18 protein-coding genes and 1 pseudogene are annotated in these 23,223 nt (G+C 66.4%); 11 read left to right on the top strand and 8 right to left on the bottom strand.

Annotated features, from left to right (window positions below; translation table 11 throughout):
- Nucleotides 1-123: 123 nt before the first annotated feature.
- The 4 genes from prpB to prpF all read left to right on the top strand — a co-directional run bounded on the left by prpB (nucleotide 124) and on the right by prpF (nucleotide 6,156).
- Nucleotides 124-1,014, top strand: a complete 891-nt coding sequence (gene prpB / locus M3I54_RS01855) for a methylisocitrate lyase (protein ID WP_254332553.1) — start codon at nucleotides 124-126, stop codon at nucleotides 1,012-1,014.
- A gap of 44 nt (nucleotides 1,015-1,058) precedes the next feature.
- Nucleotides 1,059-2,225 carry a 2-methylcitrate synthase gene (gene prpC, locus M3I54_RS01860; protein WP_254332555.1) on the top strand — a complete coding sequence of 389 codons (1,167 nt, stop codon included), beginning with the start codon at nucleotides 1,059-1,061 and terminating at the stop codon, nucleotides 2,223-2,225.
- A gap of 84 nt (nucleotides 2,226-2,309) precedes the next feature.
- The gene (gene acnD, locus M3I54_RS01865; protein WP_254332557.1) at nucleotides 2,310-4,907 is read left to right on the top strand and encodes a Fe/S-dependent 2-methylisocitrate dehydratase AcnD; all 2,598 of its coding nucleotides are present in this window, start codon (nucleotides 2,310-2,312) and stop codon (nucleotides 4,905-4,907) included.
- Nucleotides 4,908-4,965: 58 nt separating this feature from the next.
- Nucleotides 4,966-6,156 (top strand): 2-methylaconitate cis-trans isomerase PrpF, encoded by a 1,191-nt coding sequence (gene prpF, locus M3I54_RS01870; protein ID WP_254332559.1) that lies wholly within the window; start codon nucleotides 4,966-4,968, stop codon nucleotides 6,154-6,156.
- Between the two features lie 74 nt (nucleotides 6,157-6,230).
- Here the strand turns inward: prpF and M3I54_RS01875 are convergent, their stop codons facing one another.
- On the bottom strand, nucleotides 6,231-7,091 hold the full coding sequence (locus M3I54_RS01875; RefSeq protein ID WP_254332560.1) for a peptidoglycan DD-metalloendopeptidase family protein: 861 nt from the start codon (nucleotides 7,089-7,091) through the stop codon (nucleotides 6,231-6,233).
- A 515-nt stretch (nucleotides 7,092-7,606) separates the two neighbouring features.
- On the bottom strand, nucleotides 7,607-7,762 hold the full coding sequence (locus M3I54_RS01880; protein ID WP_254332561.1) for a hypothetical protein: 156 nt from the start codon (nucleotides 7,760-7,762) through the stop codon (nucleotides 7,607-7,609).
- 45 nt (nucleotides 7,763-7,807) lie between these two features.
- Here M3I54_RS01880 and M3I54_RS01885 point away from each other — a divergent pair, with 45 nt between their 5' ends.
- Nucleotides 7,808-8,905 carry an OpgC domain-containing protein gene (locus M3I54_RS01885; RefSeq protein WP_254332562.1) on the top strand — a complete coding sequence of 366 codons (1,098 nt, stop codon included), beginning with the start codon at nucleotides 7,808-7,810 and terminating at the stop codon, nucleotides 8,903-8,905.
- A 126-nt stretch (nucleotides 8,906-9,031) separates the two neighbouring features.
- Entirely contained in the window at nucleotides 9,032-9,886 is an 855-nt protein-coding gene (locus M3I54_RS01890; RefSeq protein WP_254332563.1) for an esterase family protein, read from the top strand.
- Nucleotides 9,887-9,922: 36 nt separating this feature from the next.
- Here the strand turns inward: M3I54_RS01890 and M3I54_RS01895 are convergent, their stop codons facing one another.
- Nucleotides 9,923-10,990, bottom strand: a complete 1,068-nt coding sequence (locus M3I54_RS01895; protein ID WP_254332564.1) for an AI-2E family transporter — start codon at nucleotides 10,988-10,990, stop codon at nucleotides 9,923-9,925.
- A gap of 383 nt (nucleotides 10,991-11,373) precedes the next feature.
- Between M3I54_RS01895 and M3I54_RS01900 the strand changes: the two genes are divergently transcribed.
- Nucleotides 11,374-11,673 carry a DUF3331 domain-containing protein gene (locus tag M3I54_RS01900; protein ID WP_254332693.1) on the top strand — a complete coding sequence of 100 codons (300 nt, stop codon included), beginning with the start codon at nucleotides 11,374-11,376 and terminating at the stop codon, nucleotides 11,671-11,673.
- Between the two features lie 25 nt (nucleotides 11,674-11,698).
- On the opposite strand, the gene M3I54_RS01905 is transcribed toward M3I54_RS01900, so the two are convergent.
- The gene (locus M3I54_RS01905; protein ID WP_254332565.1) at nucleotides 11,699-12,190 is read right to left on the bottom strand and encodes a thioesterase family protein; all 492 of its coding nucleotides are present in this window, start codon (nucleotides 12,188-12,190) and stop codon (nucleotides 11,699-11,701) included.
- Between the two features lie 234 nt (nucleotides 12,191-12,424).
- Between M3I54_RS01905 and M3I54_RS01910 the strand changes: the two genes are divergently transcribed.
- The gene (locus tag M3I54_RS01910; protein WP_254332567.1) at nucleotides 12,425-14,989 is read left to right on the top strand and encodes an adenosylcobalamin-dependent ribonucleoside-diphosphate reductase; all 2,565 of its coding nucleotides are present in this window, start codon (nucleotides 12,425-12,427) and stop codon (nucleotides 14,987-14,989) included.
- A gap of 10 nt (nucleotides 14,990-14,999) precedes the next feature.
- On the opposite strand, the gene M3I54_RS01915 is transcribed toward M3I54_RS01910, so the two are convergent.
- Nucleotides 15,000-15,911 (bottom strand): LysR family transcriptional regulator, encoded by a 912-nt coding sequence (locus M3I54_RS01915; RefSeq protein ID WP_254332569.1) that lies wholly within the window; start codon nucleotides 15,909-15,911, stop codon nucleotides 15,000-15,002.
- A 131-nt stretch (nucleotides 15,912-16,042) separates the two neighbouring features.
- On the opposite strand from M3I54_RS01915, the gene M3I54_RS01920 reads away from it, so the two are divergent.
- From M3I54_RS01920 to M3I54_RS01930, 3 genes are all read left to right on the top strand, one after another.
- The gene (locus M3I54_RS01920) at nucleotides 16,043-17,845 is read left to right on the top strand and encodes an acyl-CoA dehydrogenase family protein (RefSeq protein WP_254332571.1); all 1,803 of its coding nucleotides are present in this window, start codon (nucleotides 16,043-16,045) and stop codon (nucleotides 17,843-17,845) included.
- Nucleotides 17,842-19,074 (top strand): CaiB/BaiF CoA-transferase family protein, encoded by a 1,233-nt coding sequence (locus M3I54_RS01925; protein WP_254332573.1) that lies wholly within the window; start codon nucleotides 17,842-17,844, stop codon nucleotides 19,072-19,074. Before M3I54_RS01920 ends, M3I54_RS01925 begins: the two co-directional genes overlap by 4 nt.
- Before the next feature lie 67 nt (nucleotides 19,075-19,141).
- Nucleotides 19,142-20,458 carry an MFS transporter gene (locus M3I54_RS01930; RefSeq protein ID WP_254332575.1) on the top strand — a complete coding sequence of 439 codons (1,317 nt, stop codon included), beginning with the start codon at nucleotides 19,142-19,144 and terminating at the stop codon, nucleotides 20,456-20,458.
- A 9-nt stretch (nucleotides 20,459-20,467) separates the two neighbouring features.
- Here the strand turns inward: M3I54_RS01930 and M3I54_RS01935 are convergent, their stop codons facing one another.
- From M3I54_RS01935 to M3I54_RS01945, 3 genes and pseudogenes are all read right to left on the bottom strand, one after another.
- Nucleotides 20,468-22,516 (bottom strand): EAL domain-containing protein, encoded by a 2,049-nt coding sequence (locus tag M3I54_RS01935; RefSeq protein WP_254332577.1) that lies wholly within the window; start codon nucleotides 22,514-22,516, stop codon nucleotides 20,468-20,470.
- 251 nt (nucleotides 22,517-22,767) lie between these two features.
- Nucleotides 22,768-23,016, bottom strand: a pseudogene (locus tag M3I54_RS01940) (NAD(P)-dependent oxidoreductase); the annotation flags it as partial.
- A complete protein-coding gene (locus M3I54_RS01945; RefSeq protein ID WP_254332578.1) occupies nucleotides 22,965-23,162 on the bottom strand; it encodes a hypothetical protein in 198 nt (65 codons plus the stop codon). The pseudogene M3I54_RS01940 and the gene M3I54_RS01945, both read right to left, overlap by 52 nt.
- Between the last annotated feature and the right edge of the window lie 61 nt (nucleotides 23,163-23,223).

Below are 23,223 nucleotides of genomic sequence, written 5' to 3' on the forward strand. Positions count from 1 at the left end.
TAGAAATCAGCGCCTGCAATCGGCCCACGCGATTCCGTCGCAAAATCAATAGGTTAGCCTCGTAGTGCGACGCTGGCACGCTATCTGCACTATGAGCCGGCGATTCAATTGGAGACATCACGCATGAACAACACCCCCCTCGCAAGCGCCGGCGCGAAATTCCGCGCTGCCGTGGCCGCCGAACAACCGCTGCAAGTCGTCGGCGCCATCACCGCGTATGCGGCCAAGCTCGCACAGGCGAGCGGCTTCAAGGCCGTTTATCTCTCCGGCGGCGGCGTGGCCGCCAACTCGCTCGGCGTGCCGGACCTCGGCATCAGCACCATGGACGACGTGTTGATCGACGCCCGCCGCATCACCGACGCCGTGGACATTCCGCTGATGGTCGACATCGACACCGGCTGGGGCGGCGCATTCAATATCGCGCGCACGATCAAGTCGTTCATCAAGGCGGGCGTGGCGGCGGTTCACCTCGAAGACCAGGTGGGCCAGAAGCGCTGCGGCCATCGCCCGAACAAGGAAGTCGTGGCGACCGGCGAAATGGTGGACCGCGTAAAGGCCGCCGTGGACGCGCGCACCGACGACCAGTTCGTCATCATGGCTCGCACCGACGCGGCCGGCGTGGAAGGCATCGACGCCGCGATCGAGCGCGCGGTGGCCTACGTGGAAGCGGGCGCGGACATGATCTTCCCCGAAGCGATGAAGACGCTCGACGACTACCGCCGCTTCCGCGCCGCCGTGAAAGTGCCGATTCTCGCCAACCTCACGGAATTCGGCTCGACACCGTTCTTCACGACCGAAGAACTCATGAGCGCGAACGTGGATATCGCGCTCTACTGCTGCGGCGCGTATCGTGCGATGAACGCCGCCGCGCTGAACTTCTACGAGACCGTCAAGCGCGACGGCACGCAAAAGGCCGCCGTCGCCACGATGCAGTCGCGCGAAGATCTCTACACCTACCTCGGCTACCACGCGTACGAAGACAAGCTCGACGCGCTCTTCGCCGCGAAGAAGTAAATCCGACCATACAGTTCACAGATACCTGGAGAGAGGAAGACACCATGAGCGAAGCAGAAAACACCACGCAAGCCGCTGGCGGTTTCAAGCCGAAGAAGTCCGTTGCGCTTTCGGGCGTGGCGGCGGGCAACACGGCGCTGTGCACCGTGGGCCGCACCGGCAACGACCTTCACTATCGCGGCTACGACATTCTCGATCTTGCCACCGCCTGCGAATTCGAAGAAATCGCGTACCTGCTCGTGCACGGCAAGCTGCCGAACACGGCGGAGCTGGCCGGCTACAAGGCGAAGCTCAAGGCGCTGCGCGGTCTGCCCGCCAACGTGAAGACCGCCCTGGAAGCCGTGCCCGCCTCGGCGCATCCGATGGACGTGATGCGCACCGGCGTCTCGATGCTTGGCACGGTGCTTCCCGAGAAAGACGACCACAACCTGCCGGGCGCGCGCGATATCGCCGACCGCCTGATGGCGTCGCTCGGCTCGATGCTGCTGTACTGGTATCACTTTTCGCACAACGGCAAGCGCATCGAAGTCGAAACGGACGACGACTCGATCGGCGGCCACTTCCTGCACCTGCTGCACGGCCGCGCGCCGTCGAAGTCGTGGGTCGACGCGATGCACGTGTCGCTCAACCTGTACGCCGAGCACGAGTTCAACGCCTCGACGTTCGCGGGCCGCGTGATCGCGGGCACGGGCTCGGACATCTACTCGGCCATCACGGGCGCGATCGGCGCGCTGCGCGGTCCGAAGCACGGCGGCGCGAATGAAGTCGCGTTCGAGATCCAGTCGCGCTACGAAAACGCCGACGACGCGGAAGCCGATATCCGTGCGCGCGTGGAGAAAAAGGAAGTCGTGATCGGCTTCGGCCACCCGGTGTACACGATCTCGGACCCGCGCAACAAGGTCATCAAGGAAATCGCGAAGAAGCTCTCGAAGGAACAGTCGAACATGAAGCTGTTCGACATCGCCGAGCGCCTCGAATCGACGATGTGGGAAGTGAAGAAGATGTTCCCGAACCTCGACTGGTTCAGCGCCGTGTCGTATCACATGATGGGCGTGCCGACCGCCATGTTCACGCCGATCTTCGTGATCGCGCGCACGGCCGGCTGGAGCGCGCATATCATCGAGCAGCGCATCGACAACAAGATCATCCGCCCGAGCGCGAATTACACGGGTCCGGAGAATCTGAAGTTCACGCCGATCAGCAAGCGTTGATCGCCGGAGGCGATGCGTCGTAGAGTGACGCCATCGCCTTCGAACCCACGCACCGCCGCTTACAACACATTTGGTCCCCAAGCCGTGAATACCGCCTACCGCAAGTCCCTCCCGGGCACCCGGCTCGATTACTTCGACGCGCGCGAAGCCGTCGAGGCCATCCAGCCCGGCGCCTACGACACGCTGCCGTACACCTCGCGCGTGCTCGCCGAAAACCTCGTGCGCCGCTGCGACCCGGCCACGCTCACCGCATCGCTCACGCAGCTCATCGAACGCAAGCGCGACCTCGACTTTCCGTGGTTCCCGGCGCGCGTGGTCTGCCACGACATCCTCGGGCAAACGGCGCTCGTCGATCTCGCCGGCCTGCGCGACGCCATTGCCGACCAGGGCGGCGACCCCGCCAAGGTGAATCCGGTCGTGCCCGTGCAGCTGATCGTCGACCACTCGCTCGCCGTGGAATGCGGCGGCTTCGATCCGGACGCGTTCAACAAGAACCGCGCGATCGAAGACCGGCGCAACGTCGACCGCTTCGACTTCATCAACTGGACGAAGAAGGCCTTCAAGAACGTCGACGTGATTCCTCCGGGCAACGGCATCATGCACCAGATCAATCTGGAGAAAATGTCGCCCGTGATCCAGGCGCGCGAAGGCGTGGCGTTCCCCGACACCTGCGTCGGCACCGACAGCCACACGCCGCACGTCGATGCGCTCGGCGTGATCGCCATCGGCGTGGGCGGCCTCGAAGCCGAGAACGTCATGCTCGGCCGCGCCTCGTGGATGCGCCTGCCCGATATCGTCGGCGTGGAACTCACGGGCAAACGCCAGCCCGGCATCACCGCTACCGACATCGTGCTCGCGCTGACCGAATTCCTGCGCAAGGAAAAGGTCGTCGGCGCGTATCTGGAGTTCCGCGGCGCTGGCGCGTCGAGCCTCACGCTCGGCGACCGCGCCACGATCTCGAACATGGCGCCGGAATACGGCGCAACGGCCGCGATGTTCTTCATCGACAACCAGACGCTCGACTATCTGCGCCTCACGGGCCGCGAAGAAGAGCAGATCAAGCTCGTCGAAACGTACGCAAAGACTGCGGGCCTGTGGGCCGACACGCTCGCTAACGCGCAATACGAGCGCACGCTCACGTTCGATCTTTCGAGCGTGGTGCGCAACATGGCCGGCCCGTCGAACCCGCACAAGCGCCTGCCGACGTCCGCTCTCGCCGAACGCGGCATCGCTGGCAAGTGGGAAGAAACGCCGGGCCAGATGCCCGACGGCGCGGTCATCATCGCCGCCATCACGAGTTGCACGAACACGAGCAACCCGCGCAACGTGATCGCCGCCGCGCTGGTCGCGCGCAATGCGAACGCACGCGGCCTCGCGCGCAAGCCGTGGGTGAAGAGCTCGCTCGCGCCGGGATCAAAGGCCGTGGAGCTTTACCTCGAAGAAGCCAACCTGCTGCAGGATCTGGAAAAGCTGGGCTTCGGCATCGTCGCGTTTGCGTGCACCACGTGCAACGGCATGTCGGGCGCACTCGACCCGAAGATCCAGCAAGAAATCATCGACCGCGACCTGTACGCGACCGCTGTGCTCTCGGGCAACCGCAACTTCGACGGCCGCATCCATCCGTATGCGAAGCAGGCGTTCCTTGCCTCGCCGCCGCTCGTCGTAGCGTACGCGATTGCGGGCACGATCCGCTTCGACATCGAACGCGATTCGCTCGGCACGGACAAGGACGGCAAGCCCGTGTACCTCAAGGACCTCTGGCCGAGCGATGAAGAGATCGACGCCATCGTCGCGAAGAGCGTGAAGCCCGAGCAGTTCCGCAAGGTGTACGAGCCGATGTTCGCGGCCACCGCGGCAAGCGGCGAAACGACCGACCCGCTCTACGACTGGCGCGCGCAAAGCACCTACATCCGCCGTCCGCCGTACTGGGAAGGCGCGCTGGCTGGCGAGCGCACGCTCAAGGGCCTGCGCCCGCTCGCCGTGCTCGGCGACAACATCACGACCGACCACCTCTCGCCTTCCAACGCAATCCTGCTGGACAGCGCAGCGGGCGAGTACCTCGCGAAAATGGGCCTGCCCGAAGAGGATTTCAACTCGTACGCCACGCACCGTGGCGACCACCTCACGGCGCAGCGCGCAACCTTCGCGAACCCCACGCTCATCAACGAGATGGCCGTGGTGGACGGCGCCGTGAAGAAGGGCTCGCTTGCGCGCGTCGAGCCGGAAGGCAAGGTCACGCGCATGTGGGAAGCCATCGAAACCTACATGGAACGCAAGCAGCCGCTCATCATCGTTGCGGGTGCGGACTACGGCCAGGGCAGCTCGCGCGACTGGGCGGCCAAGGGCGTGCGTCTCGCGGGTGTGGAAGTGATCGTGGCCGAAGGCTTCGAACGCATTCACCGCACGAACCTGATCGGCATGGGCGTGCTGCCGCTGGAGTTCAAGGCGGGCACGAACCGCACGACGCTCGGCATCGACGGCACGGAAACCTACGATGTGATCGGCGAGCGCACGCCGCGCGCCGACCTCACGCTCGTGATCCAGCGCAGGAACGGCGAGCGCGTGGAAGTGCCGGTCACCTGCCGACTCGATACGGCCGAAGAAGTGTCGATCTACGAAGCAGGCGGCGTGCTGCAGCGTTTCGCGCAAGACTTCCTCGAATCGTCGCAGGCAGCGGCATAAACGGGAAACGGGCGGCGCAGCGGTCACACGCGTGCCGCCCTTCGTTTCAGGACAACACATGGCACACGTACCCCAGATCAAAATCCCCGCCACCTACATCCGCGGCGGCACCAGCAAAGGCGTGTTCTTCCGCCTCCAGGATCTGCCCGCCTCGGCGCAGCAGCCTGGCGTTGCGCGCGACAAGCTGCTCATGCGCGTGATCGGCAGTCCCGACCCGTACGGCAAGCAGATCGACGGCATGGGCGGCGCGACGTCGAGCACGAGCAAGACCGTGATTCTGGCCAAAAGCAGCAAGCCCGACCACGACGTCGACTACCTGTTCGGCCAGGTCGCCATCGACAAGGCCTTTGTGGACTGGAGCGGCAACTGCGGCAATCTCTCCGCCGCCGTGGGCCCGTTCGCGATCAGCGGCGGCCTCGTCGACCCGAGCCGCGTGCCCGACAACGGCGTTGCGACGGTGCGCATCTGGCAGGCCAACATCGGCAAGACCATCATCGCGCACGTGCCGATGACGAACGGCCACGTGCAGGAGACGGGCGACTTCGAACTGGACGGCGTGACCTTCCCCGCCGCCGAAGTGCAACTCGAATTCCTCGACCCGGCCGCCGAGGAAGAAGGCGCGGGCGGCTCGATGTTCCCCACCGGCCAGCTCGTGGACGACCTCGAAGTGCCGGGCGTGGGCACGCTCAAGGCCACGATGATCAATGCGGGCATTCCGACGATCTTCGTGAACGCCGAGGCCATCGGCTACACGGGCACGGAATTGCAGGACGCGATTAACAGCGACGCGCAGGCGCTCGAGAAGTTCGAGACGATCCGCGCGCACGGTGCGCTGCGCATGGGACTCATCAAGAACCTCGACGAGATCGCCACGCGCCAGCACACGCCGAAAATCGCGTTCGTGGCGAAGCCCACGGACTATACGGCGTCGAGCGGCAAGCGAGTGGAAGCCGGGGATGTGGACCTGCTGGTGCGCGCCATGTCGATGGGCAAGCTCCATCACGCCATGATGGGCACGGCGGCCGTAGCGATCGGCACCGCGGCGGCCATTCCCGGCACGCTCGTGAATCTCGCGGCGGGCGGCGGCGAACGCAGCGCGGTGCGCTTCGGGCATCCGTCGGGCACCCTGCGCGTGGGCGCCGAGGCGCGCCAGGAAAACGGCGAATGGACGGTCACGAAGGCCATCATGAGCCGCAGCGCCCGCGTGCTGATGGAAGGATGGGTGCGGGTGCCGGGGGACGCGTTTTAAGGAGCGGTTTTGTTTTAGCGCAGATCTGGATCGACCATTTCAACGCCGCCGCATGCCGACGCCCTGCGCCGCGCTCAGCCCTGCGGAGAAGAAGGCAAATACGGCATCGGATCCACCGGTTTCCCATCGCGGCGCACCTCGAACAGCACCGCCACGCGGTCATTGTTCTCGCTGCCCATCTCGGCGATCTGCTGGCCCTGATGCACCGTGTCGCCGGTCTTCACGAGCAGACGGCGGTTGTGCGAGTAAGCCGTGAGGAAGTCCTTGTTGTGCTGGACGATGATCAGGCTGCCGTATTCGTTCAGGCCCGTGCCCGCGTACATGACCTTGCCGTCGGCGGCGGCGATCACCGGGTCGCCGGCCTTGCCCGCGATCTCGATGCCGCGCGTCGTGCCCTGCGCGAACGGTTCGACCACACGGCCATGCGCCGGCCACACGAGCGCGACGCTGCTCGCGTGGCGCGCCACTTCGGCGGCAACCTGGCGGCTTCCGGCTGTGTTCGGGGTGGCGTTCGCCGTTGCGCCGCCAGCTTGCGGCGCGGCCACCTGAACGGTGATCGTCTGCTTCGAAACGAGCTTGATCGACTGGCCTGCGCGTAGGTGACCGTTCGGCTTCAGGTGATTCCAGGCGGCCAGATCCTTGACCGAAACACTGTGCTTTTGCGCGATGCGCTGAAGCGTGTCGCCACGGCGCACGCGCACGTACGTCGTTTTCGTGACGACGCGCGTGACCGGCGCGCTCGCCGCCGGTTGTGTGCTGCTGGCGTCGGCGCTCGCGGCATCAGAAGCCGGGGGCGCCGCTGCCGCCGTGTCGGGCTGCGGTTGTTGCGGTTGCTGCTGGTTCAGGTTGGCGCAGCCGCCCAGCAGGGCCGCCAGTCCCAACACGGCCCAGAACCCCTTGAGACCGCGCTGACCGATACGATCGTCTTCGAACATTGCTCTCTCCTGCAGTGCTTGCAGCCGTGCGATGCAGCGAGTGGATGCCGGGACGGTCTGCTGCGTTTGTCGCGCTCCCGCCCCTCTGGGCGCTCCGGCTCGCTTGCGCCGTGCCGCTTCGATCTGCGTCTAAATCGATCGCATCTCGAACCATAAACATTCAACGCACGCGATCGTCACATTAGCGAACGAGCGTGCCATCTCAAATTCGATCCGGCATTGTAAAGCGCAACTCCACTAAATCAGCCCAGGGAGAACACTTTGAAACAAATGTTAATTAGCCGAATTTTCGCGCCATAAAAGTATCGGCAAAGGGCCAGAAGGAACTGCCCAAACCCGCGTCAGAGCGGCGTTTGCCGCGCCGGCATGACCGTGTCCCTTCCCCTGCCTTATCGGCACACGCCCCGGAAACTTGAACGGCGCACCGACGGCGTCCACTGAAAGGTATTTGAAATTACGCTAATATCGGCGGCGTCAACGTAAACCCGCGTCTGGCGGGAACCCTTGCGTATTCTTCAGGTCTTTTCCTGCGTTTGTCGTGCGGCCACCCTGGTGACCGCTTCACGGTTCCCGGCGCCTGGCGCCCCGCGAACCTCGCCCAAATTCCTGATTTCCTGATTTTTCCAGCCAGGTACTTCCAGCATCTGCCCGCCCGGCCCGTTCTGCATCATCGGCTGCCTCATGCACCCCATGCCGGCCCGGCCTGCTGCCCCAACATGTCAAAGTCATCCAACCGTCTAGTCGAACTCGATTTCTTCCGCGGCCTCGTCCTGCTCATCATCGTCGTCGATCACATTGGCGGCAGCATCGTCTCGCGCGTCACGCTGCACGCCTACGCGCTGTGCGACGCGGCCGAGGTCTTCGTCTTCCTGGGCGGCTTCGCCACGGCCACCGCGTGGGCCACGCTGTGCGCACGCCGCACCGAGGCTGCGGCGCGGCAGCGTTTCATCAAGCGCGCGTTCGAGATCTACCGCGCGTTCGTCGTGACGGCGCTGTTGATGCTGCTCGTCACCGCGATTCTCGTTGCGTGCAACGTGGATGCGCCCAACCTCGCCACCACCGATCTCGACGATCTCACGCTCGCGCCTGCCGCCGCGTTGCGCGACATCGTGCTGCTGCGCCGCCAGCCGTATCTGGCCGGCGTGCTGCCGATGTACGCCTGGTTCGCCCTCGCCGCCCCGCTCGCGCTGCCGCTCGCGCGCACGCGGCCGTGGCTGCTGCTGGCCGTGAGCCTCGCGCTCTGGGGCGTCGCGCCGCACCTGGCGCCGTGGTTGCCGCACGTCGAAGACGTGCAATGGGACTTCAACCCGTTCGCCTGGCAGTTGATGTTCGTCCTCGGTGTGATTGCTCAGGCGCAGCCCGTGTTCCAGCGGGTGAGCGCACACCGTTTCGGCACGCTCGTGACCCTCACCGCGCTCGCCGTCGTGGCGGGCGCCGCGATCTATCGCCTGCAGCTCGGCAACGTCGCGCTCGACGGCGACTTCAAGCGCAACCTCGCATGGTTTCGCGCGCTCAACTTCCTTGGCATCGCGTGGCTCACGGCGCATGTCATCCGCCTCGGCTGGGCGAAGCGCGTCGCGCATGCGCTGCCCTGGGTGGGCCTGGTCGGCCGCAAGGGGATGCTCTCGTTCGTGGCCGGCGCCGTGATTTCGCTCACTGTCGACTCGGTGCTCTACTGGTACACCGACGGCTATCTGAACGTGCCGCTCGGCCTCTGCGCAGACGCCGTCGCGATCACCGCGCTGCTGCTCGTCGCGCGTGCGTCCGACCCGCTCAAGCGTCTGCTGCCTTCGCGCGCCAAAGCTTCCGCCTGAAACGACGCCGCTCGCAGGCCACGAACTGCGCGCCGGCTCGCCGATCACGGCTTCCGGCACGCACGAGCGGCTGCTAGCATGATGACCCCGCGCCACCGGCGCGCCACCGCCCTCGATGTCCCTGCCATGCGCAGACTCCTTCGCACCGCGCTGCTCCCGCTAGCTCTCTCGTGCGCGGCGTTCGTCACGCCAGCGGCGCCTGTCGCGGCGAGCACGATCGTCGTCCGTACGTTCCACGCCGCGGCGCTCAACCGCGAGTGGCCCTACGTGGTGTACCTGCCGAACGGCTATCGCGCCGACGAGCGCCGCTATCCCGTGCTCTATCTCCTGCATGGCAACAACGGCGAGCCCATGGACTGGGTCACGCAAGGCCAGCTCCAGACCACCGCCGACACGCTGATCGCCCGTCACGAGATCCCGCCCGTGGTGATCGTGATGCCGCAGGGCGGCACCGACTGGTACGTCGACCGCAAGGAGAAGATGGAGACAGCGTTCTTCCAGGACCTGCTGCCCGAGATCGAGTCGCACTTCGCGGTGGACGACGCGCGCGATGGCCGCGCGATCGGCGGCGTTTCGATGGGCGGCTTCGGCGCGTTGCGCTACACGCTGGAGCACCCCGACATGTTCTGCGGCGCGCTGCTGCTGTCCCCGGCGGTCTATGCGAGCGACCCGCCGCCCGGTTCGGCGGCGCGTCACGTCGGTGTGTTCGGCGACCATCAGTTCGACGCGCAGATCTGGCGCACGCTCAACTATCCGGCGCTCTGGAAACCGTATTTCTCACAGCCCAGGCGCGTGCCGTTCTTCATCGCCGCCGGCGACGACGACCTCGTGATCCAGGCCGAGTCGTCGCTGCTCTACACGCGGCTGCGCGAGGCGGGCAACACGGCGGCACTGCGCATCGTGGACGGCGGCCACGTTTGGCCTGTGTGGCGCGAACTGTTGCCGGCCGCGCTCAAGTACACGCTCGCCTGCTTCCGTTGAGCGAGGCGTTCGGCGCGCCTCGCCGCGAAGAGAGCGTTACTCCGCCCAGTTCACCCAAAGCACCATCAGCACGGTCATAAGAGCCGGGCCGATGAAGATGCCGATGAGCCCGAAGGTCGTCGCCCCGCCCAGAATGCCGAACAGCACGAGCAGAAACGGCAGACGCGTGGAATTGCCGATCAGCACGGGCCGCACGAAATGCTCGGCGATGAACACCACCACGAATCCCCATACCGCGAGCGCAGCCGCCGCGATCAACGAACCCTGAATGACGAGCCACAGCGCCGCGCCGCAGAACACGATGGGCGCGCAAAACGGCAGCATGGCCGCGATGGCGGTGACGGTGCCGAGCAGCGCTGCATGCGGCACGCCGGTCGCGATATAGGCGGCGGCCAGCAGCACGCCCTCGCCCAGCCCCACGACCACGAGCCCCGTGACCGTGGCGCGCACGGCGGCGGCCATGCGCTGCAGGAGCTGCGCGCCGTCGGCGCCGAAGGCGCGGCGCGCACCGCGCATCACCGTAGCCGAAAGACGCGGGCCCGCCCGGAAGATTACGAACAGCGTGACGAGCATGAAGCCGAACGTCATCGTCGCGTGGGCGGCGCGCGCACCGAAGTGGCGGCCGAACGAGGCGATGGTGTCGCCGTGCAGGCTCTTCATCGCCGGGGAAGCCTTGAGCGGCCGGGTGAGATTGGCCTGCCACCAGTCGCTCACCTGGCGGCTGCCTACCGGCAGATGCGAAACGAAGTCGGGCACCGGCACGCCGTTCTCCTGGGCGTCGCGCAGCCAGAGGTAAAGCTCGTGGGCCTCGCCGCTGGCCTGAATGGCCGTGATGGCGATCGGGAGGACCACGAGCAGGCCAACCGCGGCAGTAAGCAGCGTGGCGATCAGCGTCTTGCGGCCCTTGAACCAGGCGCGGCGCTCGATCGCCTGATAGGTGGGCCACAGGACGATGGCAAAGACGCTCGCCCAGGCCACGGCGGGCAGGAACTCGCGCACGATCCACAGCGCCAGCAATACGAGCGTGGCGTACAGCACCGCGGAGGCGGCGCGCTGGATTTTCTGCTCGTTTGCGGAGTTCGGAGCAGGCGGACGATGAATCATGTAACCTCGTGAAAATTCAAAAACATGTGCTCGGATTTCGCGGCTGTGCAGCCGCGGTGCATCAAGCCAACGCGGTGCGGCAAATCAATTCAGCCGGGCCGGTCTTTCTCAGATTCGGATCCCTCCCAGCCGTTCCGTCCCCACCCTGGGACGCCCTCCAGGCGCCCGTTTTCGGGCCACTCGATGTCGCGCCACGTACAACAGTGCGTTGCACAAATTCGCGATGTCGACCCCAAATCAGCCGCAAACCCCCATTCCTTCGTTAATCGCAACGTGTCGCAGGGCAATTGTTGCTGATAATGGAATGGTGTTTCAACGGCGACAGAATGGCACTTGTCAGCGCGCAGGACTACATTCGCGGCACCACACTTACGGAGCCGACAATGAAGAAAAAAGCGTGCCTCTCGCTTGACGGAGCCAACGGTGAGCGTATCGAAATACTCGAGCAGACGGATACGGCGCTGGTGATCCGCTGGGTCGAACCCGGTCGCTGCCATTATGGCGAACAGCGCTGGCGCCGCCGCTCGGCGCATTCTTCGGGCACCTGCGCCGTGTCGCGCCGCAAGATCCGCCGCGGCGACGCCGTGTTCAAGCCGGCCGAACGTCCCGCGCCGCTCAACGCTTCCGTCATGATCGCAGCCGAAGTGCTCGGCGACCTCATCGGCGCAGAACTGGCGAAGTAAGCGCAGCGACGCCGCCTGAGCGGCCTCAACGAGGCGCGAGCGAGATAGCCCGCGCGGCATGGCGCGGTGCGAAGCCCGCCGAGGCGGCGCACAACGCCCTCGCGCGCGCGAGCACATCGGCGTCGAAGGCCGCCGCGCGCGGCCCCGAGGGGTCCACGTGCAAGAGCAATTGCTCGCTCGCCGAGACGGGCGAGGCGCCCGCATCGTCAAGATCGCCCGCGAACATCTCCAGATACAGGCGCACGCGTTTCGCGTCGTACTCGATCAGCCGGACGTCGACGCGCACCTGCGCACCCTCCTTGATCTCGTGGAAATAGTTCAGGTGCGCCTCCAGCGTGTACATCGACCGCCCGCGCGCCTCGCGCGCAGCCGCATCGAGCCCGATGGCATCGAGCAGCGCGTCGGTCGCGTAGCTGTAGATCAGCATGTAGAACGCGTCGCGCAGGTGGCGGTTGTAGTCGACCCACTCTGCCCGCACCGTGTCGCGGTAGACCACGGGCGCCGTTTCGTTCGTCATCCAGTCTCCTCTTCCGTCTCCACATTCGGTGCCCGCGTGCAGGCGGGAGCAGTGTAACCGCAGACCGCCCTGGCCGCCGCGACGCCGGCATGCTCCGGCGCCGCCGCATGCGCGCTCGCGTCGCCGTGCACGCCGCCCGCCGCTGGGGTAAGGTTGAACGGTCGCGGCTCAGTCGCCGCACTTCGAACGCCCTTCAACTGCCGCCGCCCGCGCGGCGCTTCGCGAGGCCCGGCCATGGCAGAAAATACGCCCCCGCTTCCGTTTCCCCCGCAGCAGTTCTCGCTCGACGTGATGCTCGAGAAGTACGCCAAAGGCGACGAGCAAACCGCCGACGACATCTACCGCCGCGTCGCGCGCGGCGTCGCGCAGGTCGAGCCGCCCGCGCTGCGCGCCGAGGTCGAGGCGCGCTTCGTGGACAACCTGCGCAACGGCGCGCTTGGCGCGGGACGGATCATGAGCGCGGCGGGCGCCGGCATCGAAGCCACGTTGATCAACTGCTTCGTGCAGCCGGTGGGCGACAGCATCCAGGGCGTGGACGGCGAAGGCCGCCCCGGCATCTACGTCGCGCTGCTGCAGGCCGCCGAAACCATGCGGCGCGGCGGCGGCGTGGGCTACAACTTCTCGGCGATCCGGCCGCGCGGCGCGCACGTCAAGTCGACGGGATCGAGCGCATCGGGCCCGTGCAGCTATATCGACGTGTTCGACGCCTCGTGCCGCACCGTGGAAAGCGCGGGCGCGCGGCGCGGCGCGCAGATGGCCGTGCTCGACTGCGATCACCCCGACCTGCCCGAATTCATCGAGGCCAAGCATTCGAAGGGGCGCTGGAACAACTTCAACGTCTCGGTCGCAGTGACCGACGACTTCATGCGCGCCGTGGAAAACGACGCAGCCTGGCAGCTCGTGCATCGCGCCGAGCCCTCACCCGCGCTGCGCGCCTCGGGCGACCTGCAGCGCCGCGACGACGGTCTGTGGGTCTACGCCGAGATGCGCGCCCGCGCGCTGTGGGATGCGATCATGCGCTCGACCTACGACGTGGCCGAGCCGGGCGTGGTGTTCATCTCGCGCATGAACGAGGACAACAATCTGCGCGCGCTCGAGTCCATCCGCGCGACCAACCCGTGCGGCGAGCAGCCGCTGCCCGCCTACGGTTGCTGCAACCTCGGACCGCTCGACCTCACCCGCTTCGTGATCGAACCGTTCGCGCAATTGCGCGGCGGCAAGGCAAGTTTCGACTGGAATCAACTCGCCGAACGCACGGGCACCCAGGTACGCTTTCTGGACGACGTGCTCGACGCCACGCTCTGGCCCCTGCCAGAGCAGCAGGCGGAGGCGGCGGCCAAGCGGCGTATCGGCGTGGGCTTCACGGGACTCGGCGACACGCTCGTGATGCTCGGCATCCGCTACAACTCGCCCGAAGGCTGCGAATTCGGCGCGCTCGTGGGACGCACGATGCGCGACGCCGCCTATCGCGCCTCCGTCGAGCTTGCGCGCGAGCGCGGCGCGTTTGCGCTTTTCGACGCGAAGACGTACCTCGAAGAAGGCACCTTCGCCTCGCGCCTGCCCGACGACCTCAAGGCCGAGATCCGCGCGCACGGCATCCGCAACAGCCATCTGCTTTCCATCGCGCCCACGGGCACGGTGAGCCTCGCGTTCGCCGACAATGTCTCGAACGGCATCGAGCCCGCGTTCTCGTGGACCTACCAGCGCACACGCCGCATGGCCGACGGCAGCCGCGAAACGTTTAACGTCGAAGACCATGCGTGGCGCGTGTACCGCGAACTGGGCGGCGACGCGAGCGCACTGCCCGCGTATTTCGTGAGCGCGCTCGAAATGAGCGCACAGGAACACGTGGCGATGATGGCGGCCGTGCAGCCGTACGTCGACACGTCGATCTCGAAGACCGTCAACGTGCCCGCCGACTATCCGTTCGAAGACTTCGAAAACCTCTATCTCGACGCATGGCGGCGCGGCCTCAAGGGCCTCGCGACCTACCGCCCGAACGAGACGCTCGGCGCGGTGCTGCAAACGCTGCCCCCCGAAACCGCGGCAAGCGCCGACGACGCGCTCGGCGACGCGCTCGGCGACGCCGTGCTCGACCCGCTGCGCGTGGCGATCGACCATCGTCCCAAGGGCGAGTTGCCTGCGGTGATCGAGAAGATCGAGTACATCACGCAGACGGGCAAGGTCTCGCTCTACGTAGCGGTGTCGTTTCTCGAAGTGACGGGCCACGTGGGCGGCGAAGCCGTGACGATCGAGCGGCCTATCGAGTTCTTTATCCCCGTGGGCCAGCGCGACGAGCAGCAGCAATGGATTACGGCGACCATGCGGTCGCTCTCACTCGCGGCGCGAGGCGGGTTTGTCGCACGCAATCTGCAGGATTTGCGCAAGGTGTCGTGGGATCGCGGCCAGGTGCGCTATGGCGAAACGCAGCGTCTGGACGGCCGGCGCATTCCGCTGTGGCACGACTCCGAGGTCGCGGCCATCGCCTACGCGATCCAGCAGATCCTGCATCGGCGCGGCTTTCTCGACGCCGAGGGGCGGCAAGTGCCGTCACGGCTGCTCGCGCAGCGGCGTGACGGTGCGTTGCCCGCGCAATTCACAGGCAACGCACGGGCCGGCGCGCAGCATCCCGGCGACCAGGTGCTGGACGGCGACAACGCGCTGCCCGCCGATACCCAGCACGCGTTTGCCCACGCGATGCTCGGCCGCAAGTGCGGGTCGTGCGGGGCGAATGCGGTGATCCGCAAAGACGGGTGCGACTTCTGCACGGCTTGCGGAGAGATTGGGACTTGCGGTTGAGGTCCGGCGCTCAAGTCCGGGGCGGCGTGGCGTCCGCCCTGTATTCCTTTCGTCCCCCAAGGTAGCCCGCAAACCCCTGAGCCAGGGCATTCGCCTCACCACTGCGCACGAGCCTTAGCACCTGCGATTCATAAGGATTGCTAGCCAATGGGCGGAATACCACGCGCCCGCCGCCCGTAGCCCCGAGCGCGGCGGGTATGAGCGCGACGCCCATGCCGAACTCCACCATCGTGACGACGGTTTGCCAGAGCCGCGCTTCGTGGCGAATCTGCGGGCTGAATCCGGCCTCCACGCAAGTCGCGATGATCTGGTCGTGATAATGCGGCGACACCGAGCGCGGGAACAGGATGAACGGTTCGCGCGCGAGCGTGCCAAGTTCGATGCGACGCCTGCGCGCAAGCTTATGCCCTTCTGGCAGACAGCAAAGAAACGGCTCGGAAAACAGCACCTCCGAGTGCACCTCGGCCGGAAAGCGCCCCCAATGCGCGAAGCCGAGATCGATCTGCAAGCGCTGCAGCGCCTGCACCTGCTCGGCCGTGTTCATCTCGCGCAGCACCACTTCCACGGCGGGATGATCGGCCTCGAAACGCCGCACCGCCTCCGGCAGCCCGCGATAGAGCATCGAATTGACGAAGCCGATGCGCAGCCGCCCCGCCAGCCCGTGCGCGGAGCGCGCCGTGATGCGCCGCACTTCGTCGGCCTGCTCCAGCAGCCGCCGCGCCTCTTCGAGCAGCACGTTGCCCGCGTTGGTCAGCGCGACGGCCTTGTTGGTGCGTTCGAGGAGTTGCACGCCTAGCTGCTCCTCGAACTTGCGGATGTCGAAGCTCAGCGCCGGCTGCGAAATGAAGAGCCGGCGCGCCGCGCGGCCGAAGTGCAATTCTTCGGCTACGGCCACGAAATAGCGTAGTTGCTTGAGTTCCATGGCGGGCTCCCTGGCCGTTTTATCGATAGATGGTGCTTATCGTACATGACATCGGTTGTATTGGACCGTTATCGAAGCCGCGCCTAAGCTACGCCGAATCGCAGAGCAAAACAGCACGGAGACAGCGCACGATGAGCGATCGCCCCACCTTCGCCACCCAGGCCGCACCGGCGAACCCCGCCCCCGCGTCCAGCGGCTCGGCCAACATTCCCGATAGCCGCGGCATCAACTTCTACACGAGCGACCCCGGCTTCGCGCCCCTTTTGCGCAGCTATCTCGGCGATGCCGCATTCGGCATGATCGAAACGCGCCTCGTCGCGCTCGGCCAGCGCGCCTCCGACGAACTCGACGCGCTCGCACTAGTCGCCGACAAGCACCCGCCCACGCTAGAACAGCGCACGCGCAGCGGCGAAGCGATCCAGCGCATCGACAAGCATCCCGACTATGTGGCGCTCGAACGCGTCGCCTACGCGGAGCTTGGCCTCGCGGCCATGAGCCATCGCGAGAACGCGCCCGCGCCGCTCGTCAAATACGCGTTCACCTATTTGTTCGTGCAGGCCGAATTCGGCCTGTGCTGCCCGGTGAGCATGACCGACTCGCTCACGCGCACGCTGCGCCGCTTCGGCTCGCCCGAACTCGTTGCGCGCTATTTGCCGATGCTCGCCTCGCAGGACTTCGACACGCTCTACCAGGGCGCGATGTTCATGACCGAGCAGGCAGCGGGCTCGGACGTGGCACGTATCGCCACACGCGCCACGCGTGAGCGCGACGCAAATGGCGAGGACGTGTGGCGTCTTCACGGCGACAAATGGTTCTGTTCGAACGCCGACGCCGATCTCGCGATGGTGCTTGCGCGCCCCGACGCAGCGCCGCCCGGCATCAAGGGCCTCGCGCTTTTCCTGCTGCCAAAGACGCTCCCCGACGGCACGCGCAACGCCTATCGCATCGTGCGCCTGAAGGACAAGCTAGGCAGCCGCTCGATGGCGAGCGGCGAGATCGTGCTGGAAGGCGCGCAGGCGTATTTGATCGGCGAGGTGGGCCGCGGCTTTCATCAGATGGCGGACATGATCAACATGTCGCGGCTGTCGAACGGCGTGCGCGCGGCGGGCCTCATGCGCCGCGCCGTGACCGAGGCGCTGCATGTGGCGCGCAACCGCGAGGCGTTCGGCCGCAAGCTCATCGAAATGCCGCTTATGCAGCGTCAATTGCTCAAGATGATGCTGGCCGCCGAACAGGCGCGCTCGATGTTCATGCGCATCGCCACACTGCTCGCGCGCGCCGATACCGGCGACGAACTCGCGGCGAAGTGCGTGCGCATTCTCACTCCGCTCATCAAGTTCCGCGCCTGCCGCGACGCGCGCCGCGTCACCGGCGACGCCATGGAAGTGCGCGGCGGCGTGGGCTATATCGAGGAGTGGAGCGACCCGCGCCTCGTGCGCGACGCGCATCTCGGCTCGATCTGGGAAGGCACGAGCAATATCGTCGCGCTCGACGTCGCACGTGCGGCGAAGCGCGAAGGCGCGCTCGAAGCGCTGACGCAGCACGTGCATGCGGAGCTTGCGCAAAGCGGTCTGCCTGAAACAAGTGCAGCGCTCCTGCGCGACGTGTTCGATCGCGCAGGAGCAGCGCTCGTGAGCGTGGCCGAATGCGGCCGCGACGAATCGGTGCGCCAGGCCGCGAGCGCGCTCTATCACGCCACGACGGCGGCCCTTTTGGCCTGCGAAGCCGCGCAGATTTCTCACGACGCCCCTGATTACCGGCGCCTCGCATTCGCGCATCTGCTCGTGCGCCACAAGCTGCTGCCGCGCGACCCGCTCGCGCTCGACGAACGCGACGTCAACGCCGCAACGCTGCGCGCGCTCGTCGACGAACGAGCGCTGACGCTCGACCAAGCCATGCAGCTGGTTCCAGCACACCGAGGCGACGCGCGATGAACACAACAATGGAATCCGAAGCAAACAGGGTGAACGGCGCGCTGCATGGGCTGCGCGTGATCGATCTGAGCCGCGTACTGGGCGGTCCGTACTGCACCCAGGCGCTCGCCGACCACGGTGCCGAAGTCATCAAGCTCGAACCGCCCGACGGCGACGAAACGCGCGGCTGGGGCCCGCCCTTCGTCGGCGATACGGCGTCGTACTATGTCGGCGTGAACCGCAACAAGCAGGGCATAGCCGTCGATCTCTCGCGCGAGGAAGGTCGCGCGATTCTCTGGCAGTTGCTCGAAGGCGCGGACGTGCTGGTCGAAAATTTCAAGCCGGGCACGCTCGCGCGCTGGGGCATGGAGTACGAGCGCGATCTGCGTCCACGTTTTCCTCACCTGATTCACTGCGCGATTTCGGGCTTCGGCCCGGACGGCCCGCTCGGCGGCCTGCCCGGCTACGACGCCGCGATTCAGGCGATGGCGGGGCTGATGAGCGTGAACGGCGAGCACGATGGCCCCGCGCTACGCATCGGCCTGCCGATCGTGGACATGGTCACGGGTCTGAACGCGCTCGCCGGCATTCTGCTTGCACTGGCCGAGCGTGAAAAGAGTGGCCTCGGGCAGTCGGTGGATATCGCGCTTTACGATTGCGGCGTGTCGCTCTTGCATCCGCATTTGCCGAACTATTTCGGCAATGGCCGCACGCCGCAGCGCAGCGGCAACGCGCATCCGAACATCGCGCCGTACGACAGCTACGCGACGGGCAGCGCACCCATCTTCCTGGCGGTGGGCAACGACCGTCAGTTCGCGAAGCTCTGCGCGCACCTGGGCGTGCCCGACCTCGCCGACGACTCGCGTTTCGCCGATAACCGCAGCCGCTGTGCGCATCGACCGGAACTCAAGGCCGCGCTCGAAGCGCGGCTTGCGGCGCACGACTGCGAGCCACTCGCGCGCGACCTGATCCGGGCCGGCGTGCCGTGCGGCCCCGTGCAGACCGTCGACGCCGTGGCCGCGCATCCGCACACGCAGCACCGCCGAATGATCGTCGAGATGGATGGCTATCGCGGCACGGGCGCGCCCGTGAAGCTCTCGCGCACACCGCCGACCTATCGCACGCGCCCGCCCGAGCTCGGCGCCGACACGCGCGCCGTGATGGACGCGCTCGGCATCGACGCCGATACGCAGCAACGGCTCTTCGAAGCCGGCATTGTCAAGGAACCCGAAACGACGGTAAGCGCTTAGCGTTCCATCCAGCCCCAACGGAATACAGACCGGCTCAAGCCGGCTCACCCCGATCAAGGAGACATGCATGACCCGCCCCGGCAACACCACTGCGCGCCAGCCCGCCCGCGCTGCGCTCGCCGCCTTCGTCGGCACCACCATCGCGTGGTACGACTTTTATATCTACGCCACCGCTTCGGCGCTCATCTTCGGCAAGCTGTTTTTCCCCTCCCACGAGCCGTCCTACAGCACGCTCGCCTCGTTCGGCACCTTCGCCGTGGGCTTTTTCGCGCGTCCCTTCGGCGCGCTCGTGTTCGGGCACCTGGGCGACCGTATCGGCCGCAAGAAGGCGCTCGTCGCGACGCTGTCGATCATGGGCGTCGGCACCGTGGGCATCGGCTTCCTGCCGACCTATGCGAGCGCCGGCGCGCTCGCCCCGGCGCTGCTCGTGCTGCTGCGCGTGGCGCAGGGTATTGCGATTGGCGGCGAATGGGGCGGCGCGGTGCTCATGGCGGGCGAGCATGCACCCAGGGAAAAGCGCACGTTTCTCGCCTCATTTGCGCAGTTCGGCAGCCCTGCGGGGTTGATTCTGGCGCTATTGGCGTTTCGCAGCGTCGCGCATCTCGACCGAGACGTGCTCTTTTCCTGGGGCTGGCGTTTGCCGTTCATCGCAAGCGCGGTGCTGCTCGTGGTGGGCCTGCTGATCCGCTCGGGCGTGGGCGAGTCGCCGGAATTCGAGGCGCTCAAGACGCAGCGCCGTACCGCTGCGATGCCGATCGTCGAGGTGCTGCGCGATTCGTGGCGCGCCGTGCTGCTGTGCCTCGGCGCGAACGTGATCGGCGTGGCGGGCGCGTGGTTCGTCAACACTTTCATGCTCAACTACACGACACAAACGCTCGGGCTCGACCGCGCCCTGATTCTCGACTGCCTGTTCGTCGTCGCGTTCATTCAGCTCTTTACGCAGCTCTTTTCCGGCTGGTTTGCGCAGCGCGTGGGCGCCGGGCGCTTTCTCGTACTGGCCGCCGCGCTGGCCATGATTTCGCCTTACCCGATGTTCGTGCTCGTCTCCACCGGTCGGCCTGTCGCCATCGTGGTTGGCATTGCGATTGCGGTGATGTGCATGTGCAGCTCGTATGCGGTGATGGCGGGCTTCATGACGAATGCGTTCCCGGTGCGCGTGCGGTACTCGGCTATTTCGATCTCCTACCAATGTTGCGCGGCACTCGCGGGCGGCCTCACGCCGCTCGTCGGCACGCTGCTCGCGTATGACTATCCGGGTCAATGGTGGCCGCTGGCGCTGTTCTACAGCGCGCTTGCGGCCATTTCACTCGTGTGTATCGCGGTGCTGCAGCGCAAGCGGTCATCGGCCACGCAAAGCGATGTGGCGCTCGCGTTGCAGGATTAACGCCCGCTCCTACACGGCGGCCGCAATGGCCTCAATCAGCCCGTGCAGCGCAATGCGCCAAGCTTCGCTGTTCGGGCCTTCAGTCAGCAGCGCGCCGACCACCTCCCGATGCAACGCATCGCGCTGCGCGCCCGCGGGCAGAATACCGCCGAAGCCCGCCAGCGACTGTGCGAGCGGCGCGCTGCCGCCCTCGCCTTCTTCGTGCGTCAAGGCTCGCAAGAGGTCTTGCGCCGCTTCGGGCACGGCCGCGATCATGAGCATGCGTTCTTCCCAGATCACGAAGCGGGCGAGCCGCGCAAGCAGGCTTTCCCTTCCGGCGTCGCCTTCGATGTTCGCGGTCGCGGCGAAGGCCGGCGTCGTGTCGAGCCATTCGATGAGGCGTGTGCCTTCCATTGGCCTCGCGATGACATAGCCCTGCGCGCCGTCCACGGCGAGAATGGCGAGCGCGCGAAGCAGGTCGAGCGTATCGACGCCTTCGGCAAGCACGAGCTTGCCTAGCGAATGGCCGAGGCGCGTCAACTGGTAAATCACGCGCAGCGTATCGAGCGCCTCGCCGCCGCTCACCTTCACCATCTCGCGGTCGAGCTTGATCCAGTCGAACGGCAATTCACGCAGTCGGGTAAGGCCGCTGTGCCCGGCACCGAGATCGTCCTGCGCGAGCAGCACGCCCAGCTCACGAAACTTCGCGAGAATGGCGCGCTGCCCCTGTCTCAGTGAAAGTGCTTCGTTTTCCAGAACTTCCAGCGTGAGCCGCGCAGCCGGGCAACGGTGCGCGGCCAGCGCGGTGCGGGTGGCTTCGAAATAGCGGATGTCGTTGAGCGCCGCCGGCGGCAAGTTGATCGAGACATCGAGGTCGCGGCCCCTGGCGTACCAGCGTTCGCGGTCGGCGAGCGCCTGGTCGATGCCGCGTGCGAAGAGCGCAAGCAGATCGTCGGAGGAGAGCGCCGAGAGAAACACGTCGGGCACGAGCAGGCGCTCGCCATCACGCAGGCGCGCCAGCGCTTCGACCTTGGTCGCCTTGCCCGTCGTGAGGCTGAGCAGCGGCTGATAGTGCATTTCCAGGGCGCCGGTGCGCACGAGCGCCGCCCAATGCTGGCGCACGCTCACCGGCACCGCGGCGCTCAGGCCGTCGTTGGCGGCGATACGCATCGCGGCGCAGCCCAGCAGCGTTTGCAGCAGATCGACGAAAGCCACCTGATCGGGCCCGACGAAGCCACCCGGAAACGCGCTATACAAACTCAGCACGGCGAGCGGCGGCTGCCCGGGCGCGGCCAGCGGAATCGCCACCGAAGAGCGCACGCCTTCGTGCGCCGCGAGATCGCGCCACGACGCGACGAGCGGATCGGTCTGATAGTTGACCACGCGCTCGGGCTTGCCGCTGCGCCACGCGCGCCCAATGGCCCCCTGCCCTTGCGGATGATCGGCGCGCACGCTGATTTCCTGATCGTGCCCGGCGAGCACGTTGAGCATGCCGCCTTCCGTCTTGCCGCCCGCGCCGGCCTCGAAGTGGAAAATGCCCGCTTCGTCGGGACGGCCGATGGTGCAGGCGCTCACTTCGTCGTGCGCCGCCAGCGCGGCGATCACCTGGTCGATGAAATTCGTGTAGCTGCCCGCTTCCCACACAAGACGCGTGATGCGCAACAGCGTCTCCTGCTGCGAATCCTGTACGGCCTGATACGCCTTAAGTTGCCACGCGAGGTCGGTGGTCAGGCGGCGCGCGTAGAGCGAGAGCTGCTGCGTGCTCACGATGCGGCCAACGTCCGCGTAAATCAGCTCCTGAAGAATGCCGCGGCTGCGCACGAGTTCTTCCTTGTCGAGACCGACAATGGCATGAATGCGGCCAATGCGCTGCGCCATGTCCTCGTGCTCGCGCGCCGTCAGGCCGAGACCGGCGAGGGCAAGGAGATTCTGGATCTGGCGCGCCTTGAGGTGTGCGAGTTCTGCACCCGAAAGCATTTCGAGGATGCGGCGGGATTTGGGCAAGCGGCCCAGCTCCTCGTAGAAGCGGGTCACCACGTGGGCTGCGTGCTCGTGCAGCGCGCCAATCAGCGTTTTCATTTTTGAGCCTTCGATATCGCCGCCCTGGCGTCACGGCCCGGATGTGCGAAACGGGCAGGGTGTCGCGCCAGGTTCAGGGCCGTTGTGGTCGTGAGCGGCCGCTCGAACAGCGATTCTGGCTCGCACGGAAGGAATGATACGTCATGCGCCGCCAGCGTCCGCGCGCGGAGGCAGACGCAAGGCGGTGCATGGGGCCGCTAAACGCCCCCAACGCCCGCCTTCAAAGCGGCGTGAGCAGCGCCTCGCCCGCGAAGTGCCGCGCCGCGTTTTCGGCGAAGTGGCGGCGCGAGCGCAAGCGCGGCCGTATCGACCACGCTGCCGCGCGGAACATTGACGAGAAAACCCTGCGGTCCCAGCGCATCGATCACATCGCGGTCGATCAGATGCTTCGTTTGCGCGCCACCCGGCGTCGCGATCACGAGAAAGTCGCTCCATTGCGCGAGCGCCATCACGCTCTCGAAGTAGCGCGCCCGAGCGCCTTCGCGCGGCTTGCGTTGGTGAGCACGACACGCACGTCCTTGCCGCGTTCTGCGACCGCTTTGGCGCGCGCATCGGCATCGGGCGCGTAGATCACATCGAAATGTTCGCCATACCCGGCGAGGTCTTCATCGGCAAGCAGTATCAGGACCAGCAGACATGGCTTCATCGTCGTGTCACCCTTTCGTCATTGTTTCGATATGCGAATCGAATGCCGCAGCGCCGGCGCG

Source organism: Paraburkholderia sp. CNPSo 3274 (genome assembly GCF_024206475.1).
GTDB lineage: Bacteria > Pseudomonadota > Gammaproteobacteria > Burkholderiales > Burkholderiaceae > Paraburkholderia.

Coding starts and splice junctions, on each gene's coding strand:
- prpB (WP_254332553.1), top strand. CDS start 124: ATGAACAACACCCCCCTCGCAAGCGCCGGCGCGAAATTCCGCGCTGCC.
- prpC (WP_254332555.1), top strand. CDS start 1,059: ATGAGCGAAGCAGAAAACACCACGCAAGCCGCTGGCGGTTTCAAGCCG.
- prpF (WP_254332559.1), top strand. CDS start 4,966: ATGGCACACGTACCCCAGATCAAAATCCCCGCCACCTACATCCGCGGC.
- M3I54_RS01875 (WP_254332560.1), bottom strand. CDS start 7,091: ATGTTCGAAGACGATCGTATCGGTCAGCGCGGTCTCAAGGGGTTCTGG.
- M3I54_RS01880 (WP_254332561.1), bottom strand. CDS start 7,762: ATGATGCAGAACGGGCCGGGCGGGCAGATGCTGGAAGTACCTGGCTGG.
- M3I54_RS01885 (WP_254332562.1), top strand. CDS start 7,808: ATGTCAAAGTCATCCAACCGTCTAGTCGAACTCGATTTCTTCCGCGGC.
- M3I54_RS01890 (WP_254332563.1), top strand. CDS start 9,032: ATGCGCAGACTCCTTCGCACCGCGCTGCTCCCGCTAGCTCTCTCGTGC.
- M3I54_RS01895 (WP_254332564.1), bottom strand. CDS start 10,990: ATGATTCATCGTCCGCCTGCTCCGAACTCCGCAAACGAGCAGAAAATC.
- M3I54_RS01900 (WP_254332693.1), top strand. CDS start 11,374: ATGAAGAAAAAAGCGTGCCTCTCGCTTGACGGAGCCAACGGTGAGCGT.
- M3I54_RS01905 (WP_254332565.1), bottom strand. CDS start 12,190: ATGACGAACGAAACGGCGCCCGTGGTCTACCGCGACACGGTGCGGGCA.
- M3I54_RS01910 (WP_254332567.1), top strand. CDS start 12,425: ATGGCAGAAAATACGCCCCCGCTTCCGTTTCCCCCGCAGCAGTTCTCG.
- M3I54_RS01915 (WP_254332569.1), bottom strand. CDS start 15,911: ATGGAACTCAAGCAACTACGCTATTTCGTGGCCGTAGCCGAAGAATTG.
- M3I54_RS01920 (WP_254332571.1), top strand. CDS start 16,043: ATGAGCGATCGCCCCACCTTCGCCACCCAGGCCGCACCGGCGAACCCC.
- M3I54_RS01925 (WP_254332573.1), top strand. CDS start 17,842: ATGAACACAACAATGGAATCCGAAGCAAACAGGGTGAACGGCGCGCTG.
- M3I54_RS01930 (WP_254332575.1), top strand. CDS start 19,142: ATGACCCGCCCCGGCAACACCACTGCGCGCCAGCCCGCCCGCGCTGCG.
- M3I54_RS01935 (WP_254332577.1), bottom strand. CDS start 22,516: ATGAAAACGCTGATTGGCGCGCTGCACGAGCACGCAGCCCACGTGGTG.
- M3I54_RS01945 (WP_254332578.1), bottom strand. CDS start 23,162: ATGAAGCCATGTCTGCTGGTCCTGATACTGCTTGCCGATGAAGACCTC.